Origin of the sequence: Pseudomonas sp. FW305-28 (genome assembly GCF_017351395.1) — a bacterium.
GTDB lineage: Bacteria > Pseudomonadota > Gammaproteobacteria > Pseudomonadales > Pseudomonadaceae > Aquipseudomonas > Aquipseudomonas fluorescens_AA.
In genome coordinates this window covers 1-14,936 of the sequence record NZ_JACNDD010000154.1, presented here as the reverse complement: position 1 = coordinate 14,936, position 14,936 = coordinate 1, and the positions used below count along the sequence as shown (strand labels likewise).

Here is a 14,936-nt window from a genome sequence, read left to right as displayed (position 1 = left end):
ACCCAGCGGGAGCAAGCTCCCTCGCCACAAGTGCGGTGCCACAGCCGGTTTTTTTGCGTAAAATGCCGGCCTTTCGTCACACCTCACGGATTTCGCGTCATGGGCACTCTTACGGTCAACCAGAACAAACTGCAAAAGCGCCTGCGCCGCCAGGCCGGTGAGGCGGTCGCCGATTTCAACATGATCGAGGACGGCGACAAGGTCATGGTCTGCCTGTCCGGCGGCAAGGACAGCTACACCTTGCTCGATGTGCTGATGCATTTGCAGAAGGTTGCGCCGATCAAGTTCGACATTGTCGCGGTGAACATGGACCAGAAGCAGCCCGGGTTCCCCGAGCATGTGCTGCCGGCCTATCTCGAGTCGCTGGGTGTGGAATATCACATCGTCGAAAAAGACACCTATTCGGTGGTCAAGGAATTGATTCCCGAAGGCAAGACCACCTGTTCGCTGTGCTCGCGCCTGCGGCGCGGAACGCTCTACACCTTTGCCGACGAGATCGGTGCGACCAAGATGGCCCTGGGTCACCATCGCGACGACATCGTCGAGACGTTCTTCCTGAACATGTTCTACAACGGTTCGCTCAAGGCCATGCCGCCCAAGCTGCGAGCCGATGACGGGCGCAACGTGGTAATCCGCCCGCTGGCCTATTGCAGCGAGAAGGACATCCAGGCCTATTCGGATTTCAAGCAGTTCCCGATCATCCCCTGCAACCTGTGCGGCTCCCAGGAAAACCTGCAACGCCAGGTGGTCAAGGAGATGCTCCAGGAGTGGGAACGCAAGACCCCGGGCCGTACCGAGAGCATTTTCCGTGGCCTGCAGAACGTCATTCCGTCGCAACTGGCGGACCGCAACCTGTTCGATTTCACCAACCTGCGCATCGACGAAAACGCCACGCCGCGGTTCGTCAACGTGGTGAACCTCTGACGGCGCCAACCGCTCTATTCACGGCGCCAGTGGCTATAAGGGCCACTGGCGCCGTTTTCATTTCCGACCCCAGGAGAGGGCATGCGCGATTACAAGTGGCTGCACGAGTATTGTCTGAACCGTTTCGGTTCGGCGGCTGAACTGGAGGCCCACCTGCCGGTTCCCAAGACCCCGGCGCAACTGCGCAAGATCGGCGACGACCGCTACCTCTCGACCATGGCGCTGCGGGTGTTCCGCGCCGGGCTCAAGCACAGCCTGGTGGATGCCAAGTGGCCGGCGTTCGAAGAGGTGTTCTTCAAGTTCGATCCGGAGAAAGTCGTGCTGATGAGCGCCGAGCACCTGGAGCGACTGATGCAGGATGCACGAATCATCCGCCACCTGGGCAAGCTCAAGAGCGTGCCGCGCAACGCGCAACTGATATTGGACGTGGCCCACGAAAAGGGCAGCTTTGGCGCACTGGTGGCCGACTGGCCGGTGACTGACATCGTCGGCCTGTGGACCTACCTGAAAAAGCACGGCCATCAACTGGGCGGCCTGTCGGCACCGCGCTTCTTGCGGATGATGGGCAAGGATACCTTCGTGCCCAGTTATGACGTAGTGGCCGCGCTCAACGCCCAGGACATCATCGACAAAGTGCCCACCAGCCTGCGGGACCTGGCGACGGTGCAGGGGGCATTCAACCAGTGGCATGAAGAGAGCGGGGGAAGGCCCATGAGTCAGATATCGATGATGCTGGCGTATACCGTTAATCATTGAGACCGCATTGGGGCCATCGCGAGCAAGCTCGCTCCCACAGGATGCCATCGAGCCCTTGTGGGAGCGAGCTTGCTCGCGATAGCGGTTTATCAGGCGACGGAGAGATCTCCCTCACCCGCCAACCGCCGGTTCAACTGGAACCGCCAGCGCACATACAGCAGGGCCGAGCAGAACACCGCCACGCTCGCCGCCATTTCCAGCACGCCGAACCATTGCCGGTTCGGGTCATAGGCCGCCAGTGCGCCTTTGATGAAATACAGGTTCACCACGAAGCACATCCATGAGTGTCCACGGGCGCTGCCGCTGAGTATGCCGGGCGCGAGTATCAGCAGCGGCACCAGTTCGATCAGCAGAATCACCCAGGGCCGCGCGCCGTGCAGGTCGGCGATCAGCAGATAGTAGGCGCTGAGCAACCCCACCAGGCCGAAAAAGCACAGCAGGCTGAGGACGCGAGCCAGGCGTACGCGCGGTTCCAGCCATTGGATCGAAGGCAGGATCTTCGGCTTCTTAGCCACGGCCGTTCTCCAGCAGCAGGGCGGTTTTCGCCAGGCGCAAACCCAAGGCGCGGCACAGGGCGACTTCATGTTCGTTCAAGCCGCTTTTACCGTCGGCCCCGGCATGGTGGCTCGGACCGTAGGGCGTACCCCCGCCCTGGGTGTCGATCAGGGCCGATTCGCTGTAGGGCAGGCCGGTGATCAGCATGCCGTGGTGCAACAGCGGCAGCATCATCGACAGCAGGGTGGTTTCCTGGCCGCCGTGCAGGCTCGCGGTGGAGGTGAACACCCCGGCCGGTTTGCCCACCAGTGCGCCGGTCAGCCACAGGTTGCTGGTGCCGTCGAGAAAGTACTTGAGTGGCGCAGCCATGTTGCCGAACCGCGTCGGGCTGCCCAAGGCCAGGCCGGCGCAGTGTTTCAGGTCATCGAGGCTGGCGTAGAGCGGGCCTTGCTCGGGGATGTCCGGGGAAACCGCTTCGCACTCGGCGGAAATCGCCGGCACCGTACGCAACCTGGCTTCCAGCCCGGCCTGTTCGACACCCCGGGCGATTTGCCGGGCCATCTCGTTGGTGGAGCCGCTGCGGCTGTAATACAGCACCAGGATGTACGGCGTGGTCACGGCAGGATCTCCAGAATCTTCTCCGGCGGCCGGCCGATCACGGCCTTTTCACCGGCTTCCAGAATCGGCCGTTCCATGAGTTTCGGGTGGGCGGCGATGGCTGCGATCAACTGGGCCTGGCTCAGGCTTTCGTCGGCCAGGTTCAGGTCTTTGTATTCATCCTCGCCGGTGCGCAGCAATTGCCGGGCGGTGATGCCGAGCTTGCCCAGCAGGCGTTCCAGTTGCGCGGCGTCGAGCGGGGTTTCCAGGTAGCGGACCACGGTGGGCGTCAGGCCGCGGGCCTCCAACAGTTCCAGCGCACCGCGGGATTTCGAGCAGCGCGGGTTGTGATAAAGCGTCAGATCGGTCATGAGCGGGTCGCATCTTGCGTAAGGTGGCGGCTATTCTACTGTGCCGCGAAGTCCCTAGCACCTTAGAGAGGCGACGGGTCGCAGCAGCGTTCACATTCAGACAAGGATTGGTACATGACAAGGCGATTGATGGCGGCACTGACATTCATGGGCATCCTGTTGCTCGCCGGTTGCGGAAACGACTACGGAGTGGACCAGAACGGCCAGGCCATCGACTCGCAGCGGCTGGACAAACAATGGCTGGTGCTCAACTACTGGGCGGAATGGTGCGCGCCATGCCGCACCGAAATTCCGGAATTCAACGCCTTGGCCGAACAGCTCAAGGGGCGCAACGTCGGTGTGTTCGGGGTCAACTTCGACCAGGTGCAGGGCGAAGAGCTCAAGAGTGCCAGCGACAAGATGGGGATTCGCTTCACGGTGCTGGCCCGGGATCCGGCCGAGATCTTCGACCTGCCTCGCAGTGAAGGCTTGCCGGTGACTTACATCATCGATAACCGGGGCAAGGTGCGCGAGCAGTTGCTGGGGGAGCAGACGGCGGCGGGGGTAATGGCCAAGCTTGAGGCGTTGCAGGCGTTCAAATAACCCACTTGTGGTTGAGGGCTTCGTGTGTGGCGAGGGAGCTTGCTCCCGCTGGACTGCGCAGCAGGCCCCTGCATTCTGCCTGAAACATCAAAGTGACAGGTGCATCCGGGGGCCGCTTCGCAGCCCAGCGGGAGCAAGCTCCCTCGCCACAGGGTTAACCATGTCCCTGGTCCAACCGGGTGTGTCTGGAGGCCTCAGCCTTCTTCCAGCCACCATCGCAGCGGCTTGCCCTGGGCGGGCCAGAAGCGCATCTGCTCGATGGGCGAGATGTCCCAGCGTTCGACCTTTTCCAGGGCCTGCAAGAAGCGCGTCTCCTGCTCCATCAGCGCCGGGGCGCAGAGCTTGCGGGTGCTGCCGATCTTGCCGAAGCTCAAGCGATGGCCTTCCAGGGTGTAGGGCGCGAACCAGTGGTTGCAGCCGCCGTTGCCGTAGGCCCGGCCGTCATCCCCAAGGGTGATGGTCAGGTGGCTGTAGTCCATCAATGGCCGTTCGCCGATCCATTCCAGGATATAGCTGCGGTTGTGTTGCAACTGCACAGGTTCAGCGGCACACCCCATCAGGCTCATGCCGATCGACGCGGACAGGGCCAAACGTTTCATCAGGCGGCTTCCTGGCATGTCGGGCACAGGTGTTTTTCACCCACGGTGGTCCAGCCCAGTTCGGCGATCCGTGCGGTGGCGGCCGGTTTCTCGGCCTTGACGCCGAGTTTGGCATCGACGGCGAATTCGAAGCTCAGTGCCTTGGCGCAAGCGTCACAGTTGACCTGCCAGGTATGGATCGCCAGTTCGCCGAACACCGGGCCGGTGGTCATGGCGGTCCATTGGCCCATGGGTTTGAGCAGGTGCCGCACGGTGTCCACGGTCAGGCGCATGGACAAATCCTTGCTGCCCTTGAGCGTGACGAGCAATACATCGTTGGCCTGGATCGAGCCGCCATTGCCGGTGACCTGGTAGCGGCCCGGCGCCAGGGCGCGGACTTCGGTCAAGGTGTGCTGCGGGTTCATCAGGGTGTAGCGGAAATCGTGTTCGGCCATGGGTCCTCCAAATAGGCGCGACATGCTAGCACGGGGCATGGCTTGGGATGGTCAACCACGAATCTTGCCGACGAAACTCCACCCCCTGTGGGAGCGAGCTTGCTCGCGATGGCGGCAAATCAGTCAATATTGATGTTGATTGACAGACCGCTATCGCGAGCAAGCTCGCTCCCACAGGGGGGGTGTTGGTTCAGGTTTAGCGGTCCACCAGGTTCTGTGGTGTGCCGGCCGCCCAGGCTGCGATGTTATCCAGGGTGGTCATGGCAATCGCCGCCAAGGCTTCATGGGTGAGGAAGGCCTGGTGGGCGGTGATCACCACATTGGGGAAGGTCAGCAGGCGTGCCAGCACATCGTCTTGCAAGGGCTGGTCGGAGCGGTCCTTGAAGAACAGTTCGGCCTCTTCTTCATAGACATCCAACCCCAAATAGCCCAGTTGACCGCTCTTCAGCGCCTCGATCAGGGCTGGTGTATCCACCAGGCCACCGCGTCCGGTGTTGATCAACATGGCGCCGCGTTGCATCGACGCCAGGGATTGGGCGTTGATCAGGTGGCGGCTCTGTTCGTTCAGCGGGCAGTGCAGGCTGATGATCTGCGCTTGTGCCAGCAGTTCATCCAGAGGCAGGTAGCGGGCACCGAGGGCTTCGATCTGCGGGTTGGGGTACGGGTCGTAAGCGAGCAATTGGCAGCCGAAGCCGGCCATGATCCGCGCGAATGTCGCGCCGATCTGCCCGGTGCCGATCACCCCGACGGTCTTGCCCACCAGGTCGAACCCGGTCAACCCATGGAGGCTGAAATTGCCGTCCCGGGTGCGGTTGTAGGCGCGGTGCAGGCAGCGATTAAGAGCCATGATCAACGCCACGGCATGTTCGGCCACGGCGTGGGGCGAGTAGGCCGGGACCCGGACGATGCTCAAGCCCAGGCGCTTGGCGGCAGGCAGGTCGACGTGGTTGTAGCCGGCCGAGCGCAGGGCGATCAGCCGCGTGCCGCCTGAGGCCAACCGTTCCAGCACCGGGGCGCTCAGGTCATCGTTGATGAACGCGCAGACCACTTCATGCCGTTCGGCCAGGGCCACGGTGTCCAGGTTCAGGCGGGCGGGCTGGAACTGCAACTCGAGGCCGGCGGGCGCCGGGGCTTTGATGAAACTGTCACGGTCGTAGGTCTGGCTGCTGAAAAGAATCGCGCGCATGGTGGCCTCCTGGCAAAAAACAGTTCGGGGTCGGAGCGTGGATTTTCAGCGATTCCGATTGCCAGGGTATTGCCCTGGATCAGGCGCTGATACGCGCCTCGTTGGCGAGGCGGTTGATTGCGCGCTCCAGGTCTTCCAGGGCCGCAGCGGCTTTCGGGTCCTGTTGCTTGAGCAGGGTTTCGCTGCGCTGGCAGGCCGCCCGCAATTGCGGTACGCCGCAGTAACGGGTGGCGCCGTGCAGGCGGTGGACCCGTTCGATCAGGGCGTTGTGATCGTTGGCCTCGCAGGCCTGGCGGATCGCTTCGCGGTCGGCTTCCAGGGACGCCAGCAGCATTGCCAGCATGTCCGCTGCCAGATCGGCCTTGCCGGCGGCCAGGCGCAAGCCTTCTTCATGATCGAGCACCAGCAGTTCGCTGCCACCCTGGGCATCGCTGTTGCGCTCCGGCGACTGGTTGCGCAGGGCCAGGCCGGTCCATTTGAGCACCACCTGGGCCAGTTGCCGTTCGCTGATGGGCTTGGTCAGGTAGTCGTCCATGCCGCTTTGCAGCAGGGCGCGTTTTTCGTTGGCCATGGCGTGGGCGGTGAGGGCGACGATGGGCAGCGGCGTGCAATGCCGCTCGCTTTCCCACTGGCGGATCGCCTCGGTGCTCTGGCGACCGTCCATGCCGGGCATCTGCACGTCCATCAGCACCAGGTCGAAGGTTTCCTTCTGCACCGCCTTGACCGCTGCGTAGCCGCTTTCCACCGCCAGCACCTTGGCGCCCATGTCTTCGAGCAGGGTCTGCACCAGCAGCAGGTTGGCCGGGTTGTCGTCCACGCACAGCACTTTCGGGGCACGGCTGGAAACCGGCTCACTGGGTTCGCTGCGGGGCGGGCGCGGGTTGACCAGGTCGGACAGCGCGCGGCGCAACTTGCGGGTGCAGGCCGGCTTGGCCTGCAACTGACTGTGGGGGTTGGGCACCGAGAGGTGGTACAGGGTCTGTTCGGTGGTGGGGCACAGCACGAGCACTTTGCAGCCCAAGTGCTCAAGGTCCCAGATGTGCTGGTTGAGGCGCTCCGGCGGCATGTCGTTGCTGGTGATGCCTAGCACGGCCAGATCGATCGCCTGGTCGGTCTGGTGGGCGACGGTGATGCCGTTGGTCAGGCTCTCCAGGGTGTTGAACGGCGTCACTTGCAGGCCGCAGTCTTCGAGTTGGTGCTGCAAGGCCTGGCGGGCCAGTTCATGGTTCTCCAGCACCGCTACGCGCCGGCCCAGCAAAGGCGGGCCCGGCAGGTCTTCGGCATCGTCACGGGTCTTGGGCAGGCGCAGGCTGATCCAGAACTCCGAGCCTTCGCCCGGTGTGCTGTCGACGCCGATCTCGCCGCCCATCTGCTCCACCAGACGCTTGGAGATCACCAGGCCCAGGCCGGTGCCCCCCGGTTGCCGGGACAGCGAGTTGTCGGCCTGGCTGAATGCCTGGAACAGCGCCCGCACGTCCTGGTTGGACAGGCCGATACCGGTGTCCTGGATGCTGATGCGCAACTGCACGCTGTCTTCGTGCTCGTCTTCGAGCATGGCCCGAGCGACGATGGTGCCCTCGCGGGTGAACTTGATGGCGTTGCTCACCAGGTTGGTGAGGATCTGCTTGAGGCGCAGCGGATCGCCCACCAGCGACAGCGGTGTGTCCCGGTAGACCAGGCTCACCAGTTCCAACTGCTTGGCGTGGGCGGCCGGGGCGAGGATGGTCAGGGTGTCCTGCAGCAGGTCCCGCAGGTTGAACGGAATGCTGTCGAGCACCAGCTTGCCGGCCTCGATCTTCGAAAAGTCGAGGATCTCGTTGATGATCCCCAGCAGGCTGTCGGCGGATTTCTCGATGGTGCCCAGGTAATCGAGCTGGCGCGGGGTCAGTTCGCTTTTTTGCAACAGGTGGGTAAAACCGAGGATGCCGTTGAGCGGTGTGCGGATTTCATGGCTCATGTTCGCCAGGAACTCGGATTTGATCCGGCTCGCTTCCAGGGCTTCCTTGCGGGCCAGGTCCAGCTCGATGTTCTGGATCTCGATGGTTTCCAGGTTCTGGCGCACGTCTTCGGTGGCCTGGTCGATGCTGTGCTGCAATTCTTCCTGGGCGTTCTGCAAGGTACTGGCCATGCGATTGATGCCCGAGGCCAGTTCATCCAGCTCCTGGCTGCCCAGCGGTGGCAGGCGGGTTTCCAGGTGACCGTCCTTGAGCTGGGCCACGGCTTGCTTGATCTGGCTCAACGGTCGGTTGATCGTGCGGCCCATGCGCAGGGCCAGCAGCGCGGTCAGGCACAGGCCCGCGGCGATCAGCAGCAGGCTGGCGAACAGGCTGCGATAGCCGCGCAGTAACATGCCGCTGTGGGACAACTCCAGCTCGACCCAGCCCAGCAGACGGTCGGCTTCCTCGGGAATCAGTTCGCCCGCCAGGTTGCGGTGCTTGCCGAATACCGGCAGCAAGTAGCGCGTGGCGTCGTTGCCGGTGCGTTGCAGCAGCTGTGCACTGTTGCCCTCCGGGGCCCGGTTGAGCATGGTCGGGCCGGCGTGGGCCAACGGCGCGCGGTCGGGGGCGAGGAAAGTCACGGCGCGCACGTCCGCTTGCTCGAGGGACTGGGTGGCGATGCGCTCCAGCAGATCGGTGTCCTGGCGGCTCATGGCCGGGGCGACCAGCGGGGCCAGTTGCTCGGCGATCATCTCGCCACGTTGCAGCAACTGGGCGTGCAGGTCCGATTGCTGCATCCAGGTGAAATAGCCGCCCAGGACCAGCGCCATCAGGCTGGTCGGCAACAGGGTCAGCAACAGCACGCGGCCTTTGATTCCCAGTTTCTTGAGCACACTTGTCTCCTGCATCCAGCGGTCTGATTGAGCTGTGCGCGCATCCGGCACGCACCACCTGGGCAGTGTAGCGATTTGCGGGCGGGCGATCTTCGTAAATTCATGTCTGCCATGCATTCGTAGCGCTGGGCAATTGCCCACGGCGATAAGTGGCGGTGGCGTCTGGCGTCGATCTTGCGATGACCGAGTAGGCAACCTCCGAGCCTTTTTTGGGATCAGGCCTGCCCTTTGACCATCGGTCGGGCCTGTCAACCTTGACAGGTGTTCTTTTCTTTCTTCTGTTTAAGCTCGGTGTCGTGAGTTATATACATTCATCAGGAGAAAAACATGAATACCGTCAGCACAGAGGAAAAGTTAAAGCGTGTAAAGTCTGCTGCCAAGCTTAACGCGAAAGGCTCAATGACTATTACCCTGAATGGACGCACTATCCAAACGGAGGATGTTTATATTTTGGATGCTCCTGATAACTCCCTTGTGGGGTTTATAGGCGATGGAGATGATTTGGCTATCGTGCAGTTCAGCACGCTGACCGAACCGGGTGCCTATAACCTCAAAGAGCACCGTATTTGGATATACCTTGCGTTTGACGGTTTAATCTGGGATGCAGAGACTGGAGATTTAACGCTTGAGGTAATCGAGCTGAAGAGTAAATACAAAGGTCATTTTGATATAAAAACCCTGGACCACCGGAAAGTGGATGGGGTGTTTGACGTCCGGAAGGTATAGATTCGAGAGTCGCGGATTGGGGGCCGGTTCCCCCCCCTGAAGGTTTGCTCGATATGCGCTGCGGCGCCAGGCTGGGCGTCTGCTGGCTCCCTCCGGCTGTTGATGTCAACACTCTTGTAGGCTCCACCGTTTGTCAGGACTGTCATACCTGACAGGTGCGGCAGCGCTTTGGGGCATCGTATTGTTTGGGCGCTGTTCCAACTTTCAATCTGGAGTTGCCGCTATGAACGCGAAAGCTGTCAAGCCACGCAATGCAACAGGTTCGGTAAAGGTTCGTATTGAAGAACTGAACGCTGACTTCACCTCCTTGGCAGTTTCTTTTTCTTTGCAGCCTTTGCCTAAGATCCAGGGGTACGATTTTGAAGGAGATCCTCAAATAGTTGTCATTGGAACTTCTGGTGTAACAGGTCCGGGTACCTATAGTGTCAGTCCCCACTGGGGTACATCTGTTGCAATGAGTTTTATTCTTACAGCGCTTGGTGGTACCGAGATTACAAGGGATGGAACGATTGTTTTTGAGGTCTATGAACTAGGGAAAAAAGCGAAGGGTACTTTCGATGTTACGCTTCTTTCGTCAGGGCTCAGGGCACAAGGCTCCTTTGACGTCGTCAACGACTGATGTCTCCGTGCAGTTGAACGGAGGGCGAATAGCCGAGCGGGGCGTGTGGGAATCTATTTATATCTTTCGGTTATAGGTACTTCATTTTGAGTGATATGGAGCGCCGACATTTGCCGGTATGATAGGCGCCCCCGCAGTCCGGATTGCGAATACGCCATGACTTTGCAGTACCCCACCATCGCCGATTGCGTCGGCAACACCCCGCTGGTCCGCTTGCAGCGCTTGCCCGGCGAGACCACTAATACGCTTTTGCTCAAGCTCGAAGGGAATAACCCGGCGGGTTCGGTCAAGGATCGGCCGGCGCTGTCGATGATCACCCGTGGCGAGTTGCGCGGGCAGATCCAGCCTGGCGATACGCTGATCGAGGCGACTTCCGGCAACACGGGTATTGCCTTGGCGATGGCGGCGGCGATCAAGGGCTACAAGATGATCCTGATCATGCCCGACAACTCCAGTGCCGAGCGCAAGGCGGCGATGACCGCCTATGGCGCCGAGTTGATCCTGGTGACCCAGGAGCAGGGCATGGAAGGTGCCCGGGACCTGGCCGAGCGCATGCAGGCCGAGGGGCGTGGCAAGGTGTTGGATCAGTTCGCCAACGGCGACAATCCCGAGGCCCACTACACCACCACCGGCCCTGAGATCTGGCGCCAGACCGACGGCACCATCACCCATTTCGTCAGCTCGATGGGCACCACCGGTACCATCATGGGCACCTCGCGCTATCTGAAAGAACAGAACCCGAACGTGCAGATCATCGGCCTGCAACCGATGGAAGGCTCGGCCATTCCCGGCATCCGCCGCTGGCCCGAAGAGTATCTGCCGAAGATCTACCAGGCCGACCGCGTGGACCGCATCATCGACATGGCCCAGAGCGAAGCCGAGGACGTGACCCGTCGCCTGGCGCGTGAGGAGGGCATCTTCTGCGGCGTGTCTTCGGGCGGTGCCGTGGCGGGGATGCTGCGCCTGTCCAAGGAAGTGGAAAATGCGGTGATCGTGGCGATCATCTGTGACCGTGGCGACCGTTACCTGTCGACCGGCATTTTCGACGCGCCCAACTGATGGCCAAGCAAGAAAGAGGCTTGCGCTTCCAGCCCAGCGGCGGAAGCCGAGCCCCGCAAGTGCCCACCGGTAAGAAGCAGCGCCTGACCATCGAGCGCCTGGCCAACGATGGCCGGGGCATTGCCTTTGTCGACGGGCGGACCTGGTTCGTCATCGGCGCCCTGGCCGGCGAAGAGGTCGAGGCGCGGGTGCTCGGTGCCCACGGCAAAGTGGTCGAAGCACGTACCGAGCGGGTGTTCCTGTCCAGTGAGCTGCGTCGCGCAACGCCGTGCATCCATGCCGGTCGTTGCGGCGGTTGCAGCGTCCAACATTTGCCCCATGACGAACAGCTCGCCCTGAAACAGCGCATGCTCGCCGAGCAGCTGTCGCGGGTGGCCGGGGTCGAGCCGGAGGAATGGGCCGCGCCATTGAGCGGGCCGGAGTTCGGTTATCGACGTCGCGCCCGGGTGGCGGTGCGCTGGGATCAGAAGGCGAAAAAACTCGAAGTGGGTTTTCGCGCCGTCGGCAGCCAGGACATCGTCGCCATTGGTGATTGCCCGGTGCTGGTACAGCCCTTGCAGCCGATCATGAGTCGCCTGCCGGAGATGCTTCGACGCCTGAGCAAACCCCAGGCGCTGGGGCATGTGGAGTTGTTCGCCGGTTCGTCCCTCGCGGTATTGCTGCGCCACATGGCGCCGCTGTCGGAGGCCGACCTGACCATCCTCAAGGATTTCTGCGCGTTTCATGCAGCCCAGTTATGGTTGCACGGTGAAGGTGAACCACAACCGGTCGAGCCCGGGCAGGCCCTGGGCTTTCGCCTGGATGCCTGGGACCTTGAGCTGGCGTACCGGCCCGGGGATTTCATCCAGGTGAACGCCGGGGTCAACGAGGCGATGATCGCCCAGGCCCTGCAATGGCTGGCGCCGCGTTCCGAGGAACGAGTGCTGGACCTGTTCTGCGGCCTGGGCAATTTTGCCTTGCCGCTGGCCAAAAGCGTACGCCAGGTGGTGGCCGTGGAAGGCGTGCAAACCATGGTGGACCGTGCGGCGGCCAATGCCGTCAGCAACAATTTGAATAACACTGCCTTTTTTCAGGCCGATTTATCCCAGCCTCTGGCGGGTGCCGAATGGATCGGCGAAGGCTTTTCTGCGGTACTCTTGGACCCACCCCGTGACGGTGCTTTCGAGGTGGTGCGCAAGCTGTCGTCCCTGGGGGCCAAACGGTTGGTTTATGTTTCGTGCAACCCGGCAACTTTGGCCCGGGATACGGTCGAACTGATCAAGCAGGGCTACCGGTTAAAACGTGCCGGGATTCTCGATATGTTTCCTCAAACGGCGCATGTCGAGGCCATGGCGTTATTTGAAGCGAGCCAGGATGGCTTGTCCGACTGACCCGTTCGTGCCAACCCGCCACAGCCCTGGGCGGAAACACGGGCAGCGAAGGTCAGCGAAGTTGACGCATTGAATCTGCGTCGTAGGGAAGGTAAGTAAAGATGGTACAGGTGAGAGCACACCAGCCGATCAACACCGACGGCAGTATCAATCTCGAGGCTTGGCTCGATCATGCGGTCAGCGTCGACATGGCACTGGATCGCGAAGCCTTGAAGGCTGCCTGCGAGTTCGCTCGCGAGGCGGAGCAGCAACACAACGCGGCGAAGAACCTGTGGTCCGAAGGCACCTCGAGTTTCCAGACGGGCCTGGAGATCGCCGAAATTCTCGCTGACCTCAAGCTCGACCAGGACTCCCTGGTGGCGGCGGTGCTGTACCGCGGCGTGCGCGAAGGGCAGATCCAGCTACCGGTGGTCAGCCAGCGCTTCGGCACCGTGGTGGCCAAGCTGATCGACGGTGTGCTGCGCATGGCCGCTATCAGCGCCAGCCTCAGCCCGCGCCAATCCATGGTGCTGGGCACCCAGGGCCAGGTGGAGAACCTGCGCAAGATGCTGGTGGCGATGGTCGACGACGTGCGCGTCGCGCTGATCAAGCTGGCCGAGCGCACCTGCGCGATCCGTGCCGTGAAGTCCGCCGATGACGAAAAGCGCAATCGCGTCGCCCGGGAGGTGTTCGACATTTATGCACCCCTGGCCCACCGTCTCGGTATCGGTCACATCAAGTGGGAGCTGGAGGACCTGTCCTTCCGCTACCTGGAGCCCGACCAATACAAGCAGATCGCCAAGCTGTTGCATGAGCGGCGCCTGGATCGCGAGCGCTTCATCACCGATGTGATGACCCAGTTGCGCGAAGAGTTGCAGGCCACCGGCGTGGAAGCCGACATCAGTGGCCGGGCCAAGCACATCTACTCGATCTGGCGAAAAATGCAGCGCAAGGGCCTGGAATTCAGCCAGATCTATGACGTTCGCGCCGTTCGTGTGCTGGTTCCGGAAATGCGCGACTGCTACACCGCGCTGGGGATCGTCCACACCTTGTGGCGGCACATTCCGAAAGAGTTCGACGACTACATCGCCAACCCCAAGGAAAACGGCTATCGCTCGTTGCACACCGCGGTGATCGGCCCCGAAGGCAAGGTGCTGGAAGTGCAGATCCGCACCCACGCCATGCACGAGGAGGCCGAGCTGGGGGTCTGTGCCCACTGGAAATACAAGGGCACCGACGTCAAGTCCGGGTCCAACCACTACGAAGAAAAAATCTCCTGGCTGCGTCAGGTGCTCGAGTGGCATGAGGAGCTGGGTGACATCGGCGGCCTGGCCGAACAGCTGCGCGTCGACATCGAACCGGACCGGGTCTATATCTTCACCCCCGACGGCCACGCGATCGATCTGCCCAAGGGCGCGACACCGCTGGACTTCGCCTACCGGGTCCACACCGAGATCGGCCACAACTGCCGTGGCGCCAAGATCAACGGGCGGATCGTGCCGCTCAACTACAGCCTGCAGACCGGTGAGCAGGTCGAGATCATCACCAGCAAGCACGGTACGCCGAGCCGCGACTGGCTGAACCCGAACCTGGGCTACATCACCACATCCCGGGCGCGGGCGAAAATCGTCCACTGGTTCAAGTTGCAGGCCCGCGACCAGAACGTCGCCGCCGGCAAGACCCTGCTCGAGCGTGAGCTCGGGCGCCTGGGGCTGCCGCAGGTGGACTTCGACAAACTGGCTGAAAAAGCCAACATGAAAACCGCCGAGGACATGTTCGCCGCCCTCGGTGCCGGCGATCTGCGCCTGGCGCAGTTGGTCAACCTGGCCCAGCAGTTGGTGGAGCCGGAGCGTGGCAACGAGCAACTGGAGCTGATCCCGCGCAAGGCCACCGGCTACAAGCCGGGCAAGCGCGGCGATATCCAGATCCAGGGCGTGGGCAACCTGATGACCCAGATGGCCGGCTGTTGCCAGCCATTGCCGGGGGATGCGATCGTCGGCTACATCACCCAGGGCCGTGGTGTGAGCATTCACCGCCAGGACTGTGCCTCGGTGCTGCAACTGGCCGGTCGCGAGCCGGAGCGGATCATCCAGGTCAGTTGGGGCCCGGTGCCGGTGCTCACCTACCCGGTGGACATCGTCATCCGCGCCTACGACCGATCCGGTCTGCTGCGTGACGTGTCCCAGGTGTTGCTGAACGAGCGCATCAACGTGCTGGCGGTCAATACCCGTTCGAACAAAGAAGACAACACCGCGCTGATGTCCCTGACCATCGAGATTCCGGGGCTGGATGCACTGGGGCGGTTGCTGGGGCGGATCTCCCAGTTGCCGAACATCATCGAGACCCGGCGTAACAGGACGCCAGGTTAAGCGCAGTCCAAAAATGTGGGAGCGAGCTTGTGGGAGCAAA

Annotated in this window: 15 protein-coding genes; 8 read left to right on the top strand and 7 right to left on the bottom strand. The window is 62.1% G+C overall.

Annotation, left to right across the window (positions count from 1 at the left end):
- Positions 1–99: 99 nt before the first annotated feature.
- Together ttcA and J4E53_RS25790 are read left to right on the top strand one after the other, a co-directional pair.
- Entirely contained in the window at positions 100–924 is an 825-nt protein-coding gene (ttcA, locus tag J4E53_RS25795; RefSeq protein ID WP_003204698.1) for a tRNA 2-thiocytidine(32) synthetase TtcA, read from the top strand.
- A gap of 81 nt (positions 925–1,005) precedes the next feature.
- Complete coding sequence (locus tag J4E53_RS25790; RefSeq protein WP_103310748.1) at positions 1,006–1,680, top strand: DNA-3-methyladenine glycosylase I; 675 nt, start codon at positions 1,006–1,008, stop codon at positions 1,678–1,680.
- A gap of 89 nt (positions 1,681–1,769) precedes the next feature.
- Here J4E53_RS25790 and J4E53_RS25785 read toward each other — a convergent pair whose 3' ends face one another.
- The 3 genes from J4E53_RS25785 to arsC are packed head-to-tail and all read right to left on the bottom strand — an operon-like array spanning position 1,770 to position 3,143.
- Entirely contained in the window at positions 1,770–2,195 is a 426-nt protein-coding gene (locus tag J4E53_RS25785; protein ID WP_103310750.1) for a DUF2069 domain-containing protein, read from the bottom strand.
- A complete protein-coding gene (gene wrbA / locus J4E53_RS25780; RefSeq protein ID WP_103310752.1) occupies positions 2,188–2,793 on the bottom strand; it encodes an NAD(P)H:quinone oxidoreductase in 606 nt (201 codons plus the stop codon). Before wrbA ends, J4E53_RS25785 begins: the two co-directional genes overlap by 8 nt.
- Complete coding sequence (arsC, locus tag J4E53_RS25775) at positions 2,790–3,143, bottom strand: arsenate reductase (glutaredoxin) (RefSeq protein ID WP_072411837.1); 354 nt, start codon at positions 3,141–3,143, stop codon at positions 2,790–2,792. The genes wrbA and arsC overlap by 4 nt, the downstream gene beginning before the upstream one ends.
- A gap of 114 nt (positions 3,144–3,257) precedes the next feature.
- Here arsC and J4E53_RS25770 point away from each other — a divergent pair, with 114 nt between their 5' ends.
- A complete protein-coding gene (locus tag J4E53_RS25770; RefSeq protein ID WP_060741056.1) occupies positions 3,258–3,725 on the top strand; it encodes a TlpA disulfide reductase family protein in 468 nt (155 codons plus the stop codon).
- A 194-nt stretch (positions 3,726–3,919) separates the two neighbouring features.
- On the opposite strand, the gene J4E53_RS25765 is transcribed toward J4E53_RS25770, so the two are convergent.
- From J4E53_RS25765 to J4E53_RS25750, 4 genes are all read right to left on the bottom strand, one after another.
- Entirely contained in the window at positions 3,920–4,324 is a 405-nt protein-coding gene (locus tag J4E53_RS25765; RefSeq protein WP_060741057.1) for an META domain-containing protein, read from the bottom strand.
- Positions 4,324–4,758 carry a hypothetical protein gene (locus J4E53_RS25760; protein WP_103310753.1) on the bottom strand — a complete coding sequence of 145 codons (435 nt, stop codon included), beginning with the start codon at positions 4,756–4,758 and terminating at the stop codon, positions 4,324–4,326. The genes J4E53_RS25765 and J4E53_RS25760 overlap by 1 nt, the downstream gene beginning before the upstream one ends.
- Positions 4,759–4,954: 196 nt before the next feature.
- The gene (locus J4E53_RS25755) at positions 4,955–5,944 is read right to left on the bottom strand and encodes a 2-hydroxyacid dehydrogenase (protein WP_060741059.1); all 990 of its coding nucleotides are present in this window, start codon (positions 5,942–5,944) and stop codon (positions 4,955–4,957) included.
- Positions 5,945–6,023: 79 nt separating this feature from the next.
- Positions 6,024–8,774, bottom strand: a complete 2,751-nt coding sequence (locus J4E53_RS25750; RefSeq protein ID WP_103310755.1) for a response regulator — start codon at positions 8,772–8,774, stop codon at positions 6,024–6,026.
- A gap of 327 nt (positions 8,775–9,101) precedes the next feature.
- Between J4E53_RS25750 and J4E53_RS25745 the strand changes: the two genes are divergently transcribed.
- The 5 genes from J4E53_RS25745 (at position 9,102) to relA (ending at position 14,896) form a co-directional block, all read left to right on the top strand.
- The gene (locus J4E53_RS25745) at positions 9,102–9,500 is read left to right on the top strand and encodes a hypothetical protein (protein WP_103310757.1); all 399 of its coding nucleotides are present in this window, start codon (positions 9,102–9,104) and stop codon (positions 9,498–9,500) included.
- 223 nt (positions 9,501–9,723) lie between these two features.
- Complete coding sequence (locus J4E53_RS25740) at positions 9,724–10,119, top strand: hypothetical protein (protein WP_103310759.1); 396 nt, start codon at positions 9,724–9,726, stop codon at positions 10,117–10,119.
- A gap of 156 nt (positions 10,120–10,275) precedes the next feature.
- On the top strand, positions 10,276–11,178 hold the full coding sequence (gene cysM / locus J4E53_RS25735; RefSeq protein ID WP_060741061.1) for a cysteine synthase CysM: 903 nt from the start codon (positions 10,276–10,278) through the stop codon (positions 11,176–11,178).
- Positions 11,178–12,548, top strand: a complete 1,371-nt coding sequence (gene rlmD / locus J4E53_RS25730; protein WP_060741062.1) for a 23S rRNA (uracil(1939)-C(5))-methyltransferase RlmD — start codon at positions 11,178–11,180, stop codon at positions 12,546–12,548. Before cysM ends, rlmD begins: the two co-directional genes overlap by 1 nt.
- A 101-nt stretch (positions 12,549–12,649) precedes the next feature.
- Positions 12,650–14,896, top strand: coding sequence for a GTP diphosphokinase (gene relA, locus J4E53_RS25725; protein ID WP_014339754.1), 2,247 nt, complete (start codon positions 12,650–12,652; stop codon positions 14,894–14,896).
- Positions 14,897–14,936 lie beyond the last annotated feature (40 nt).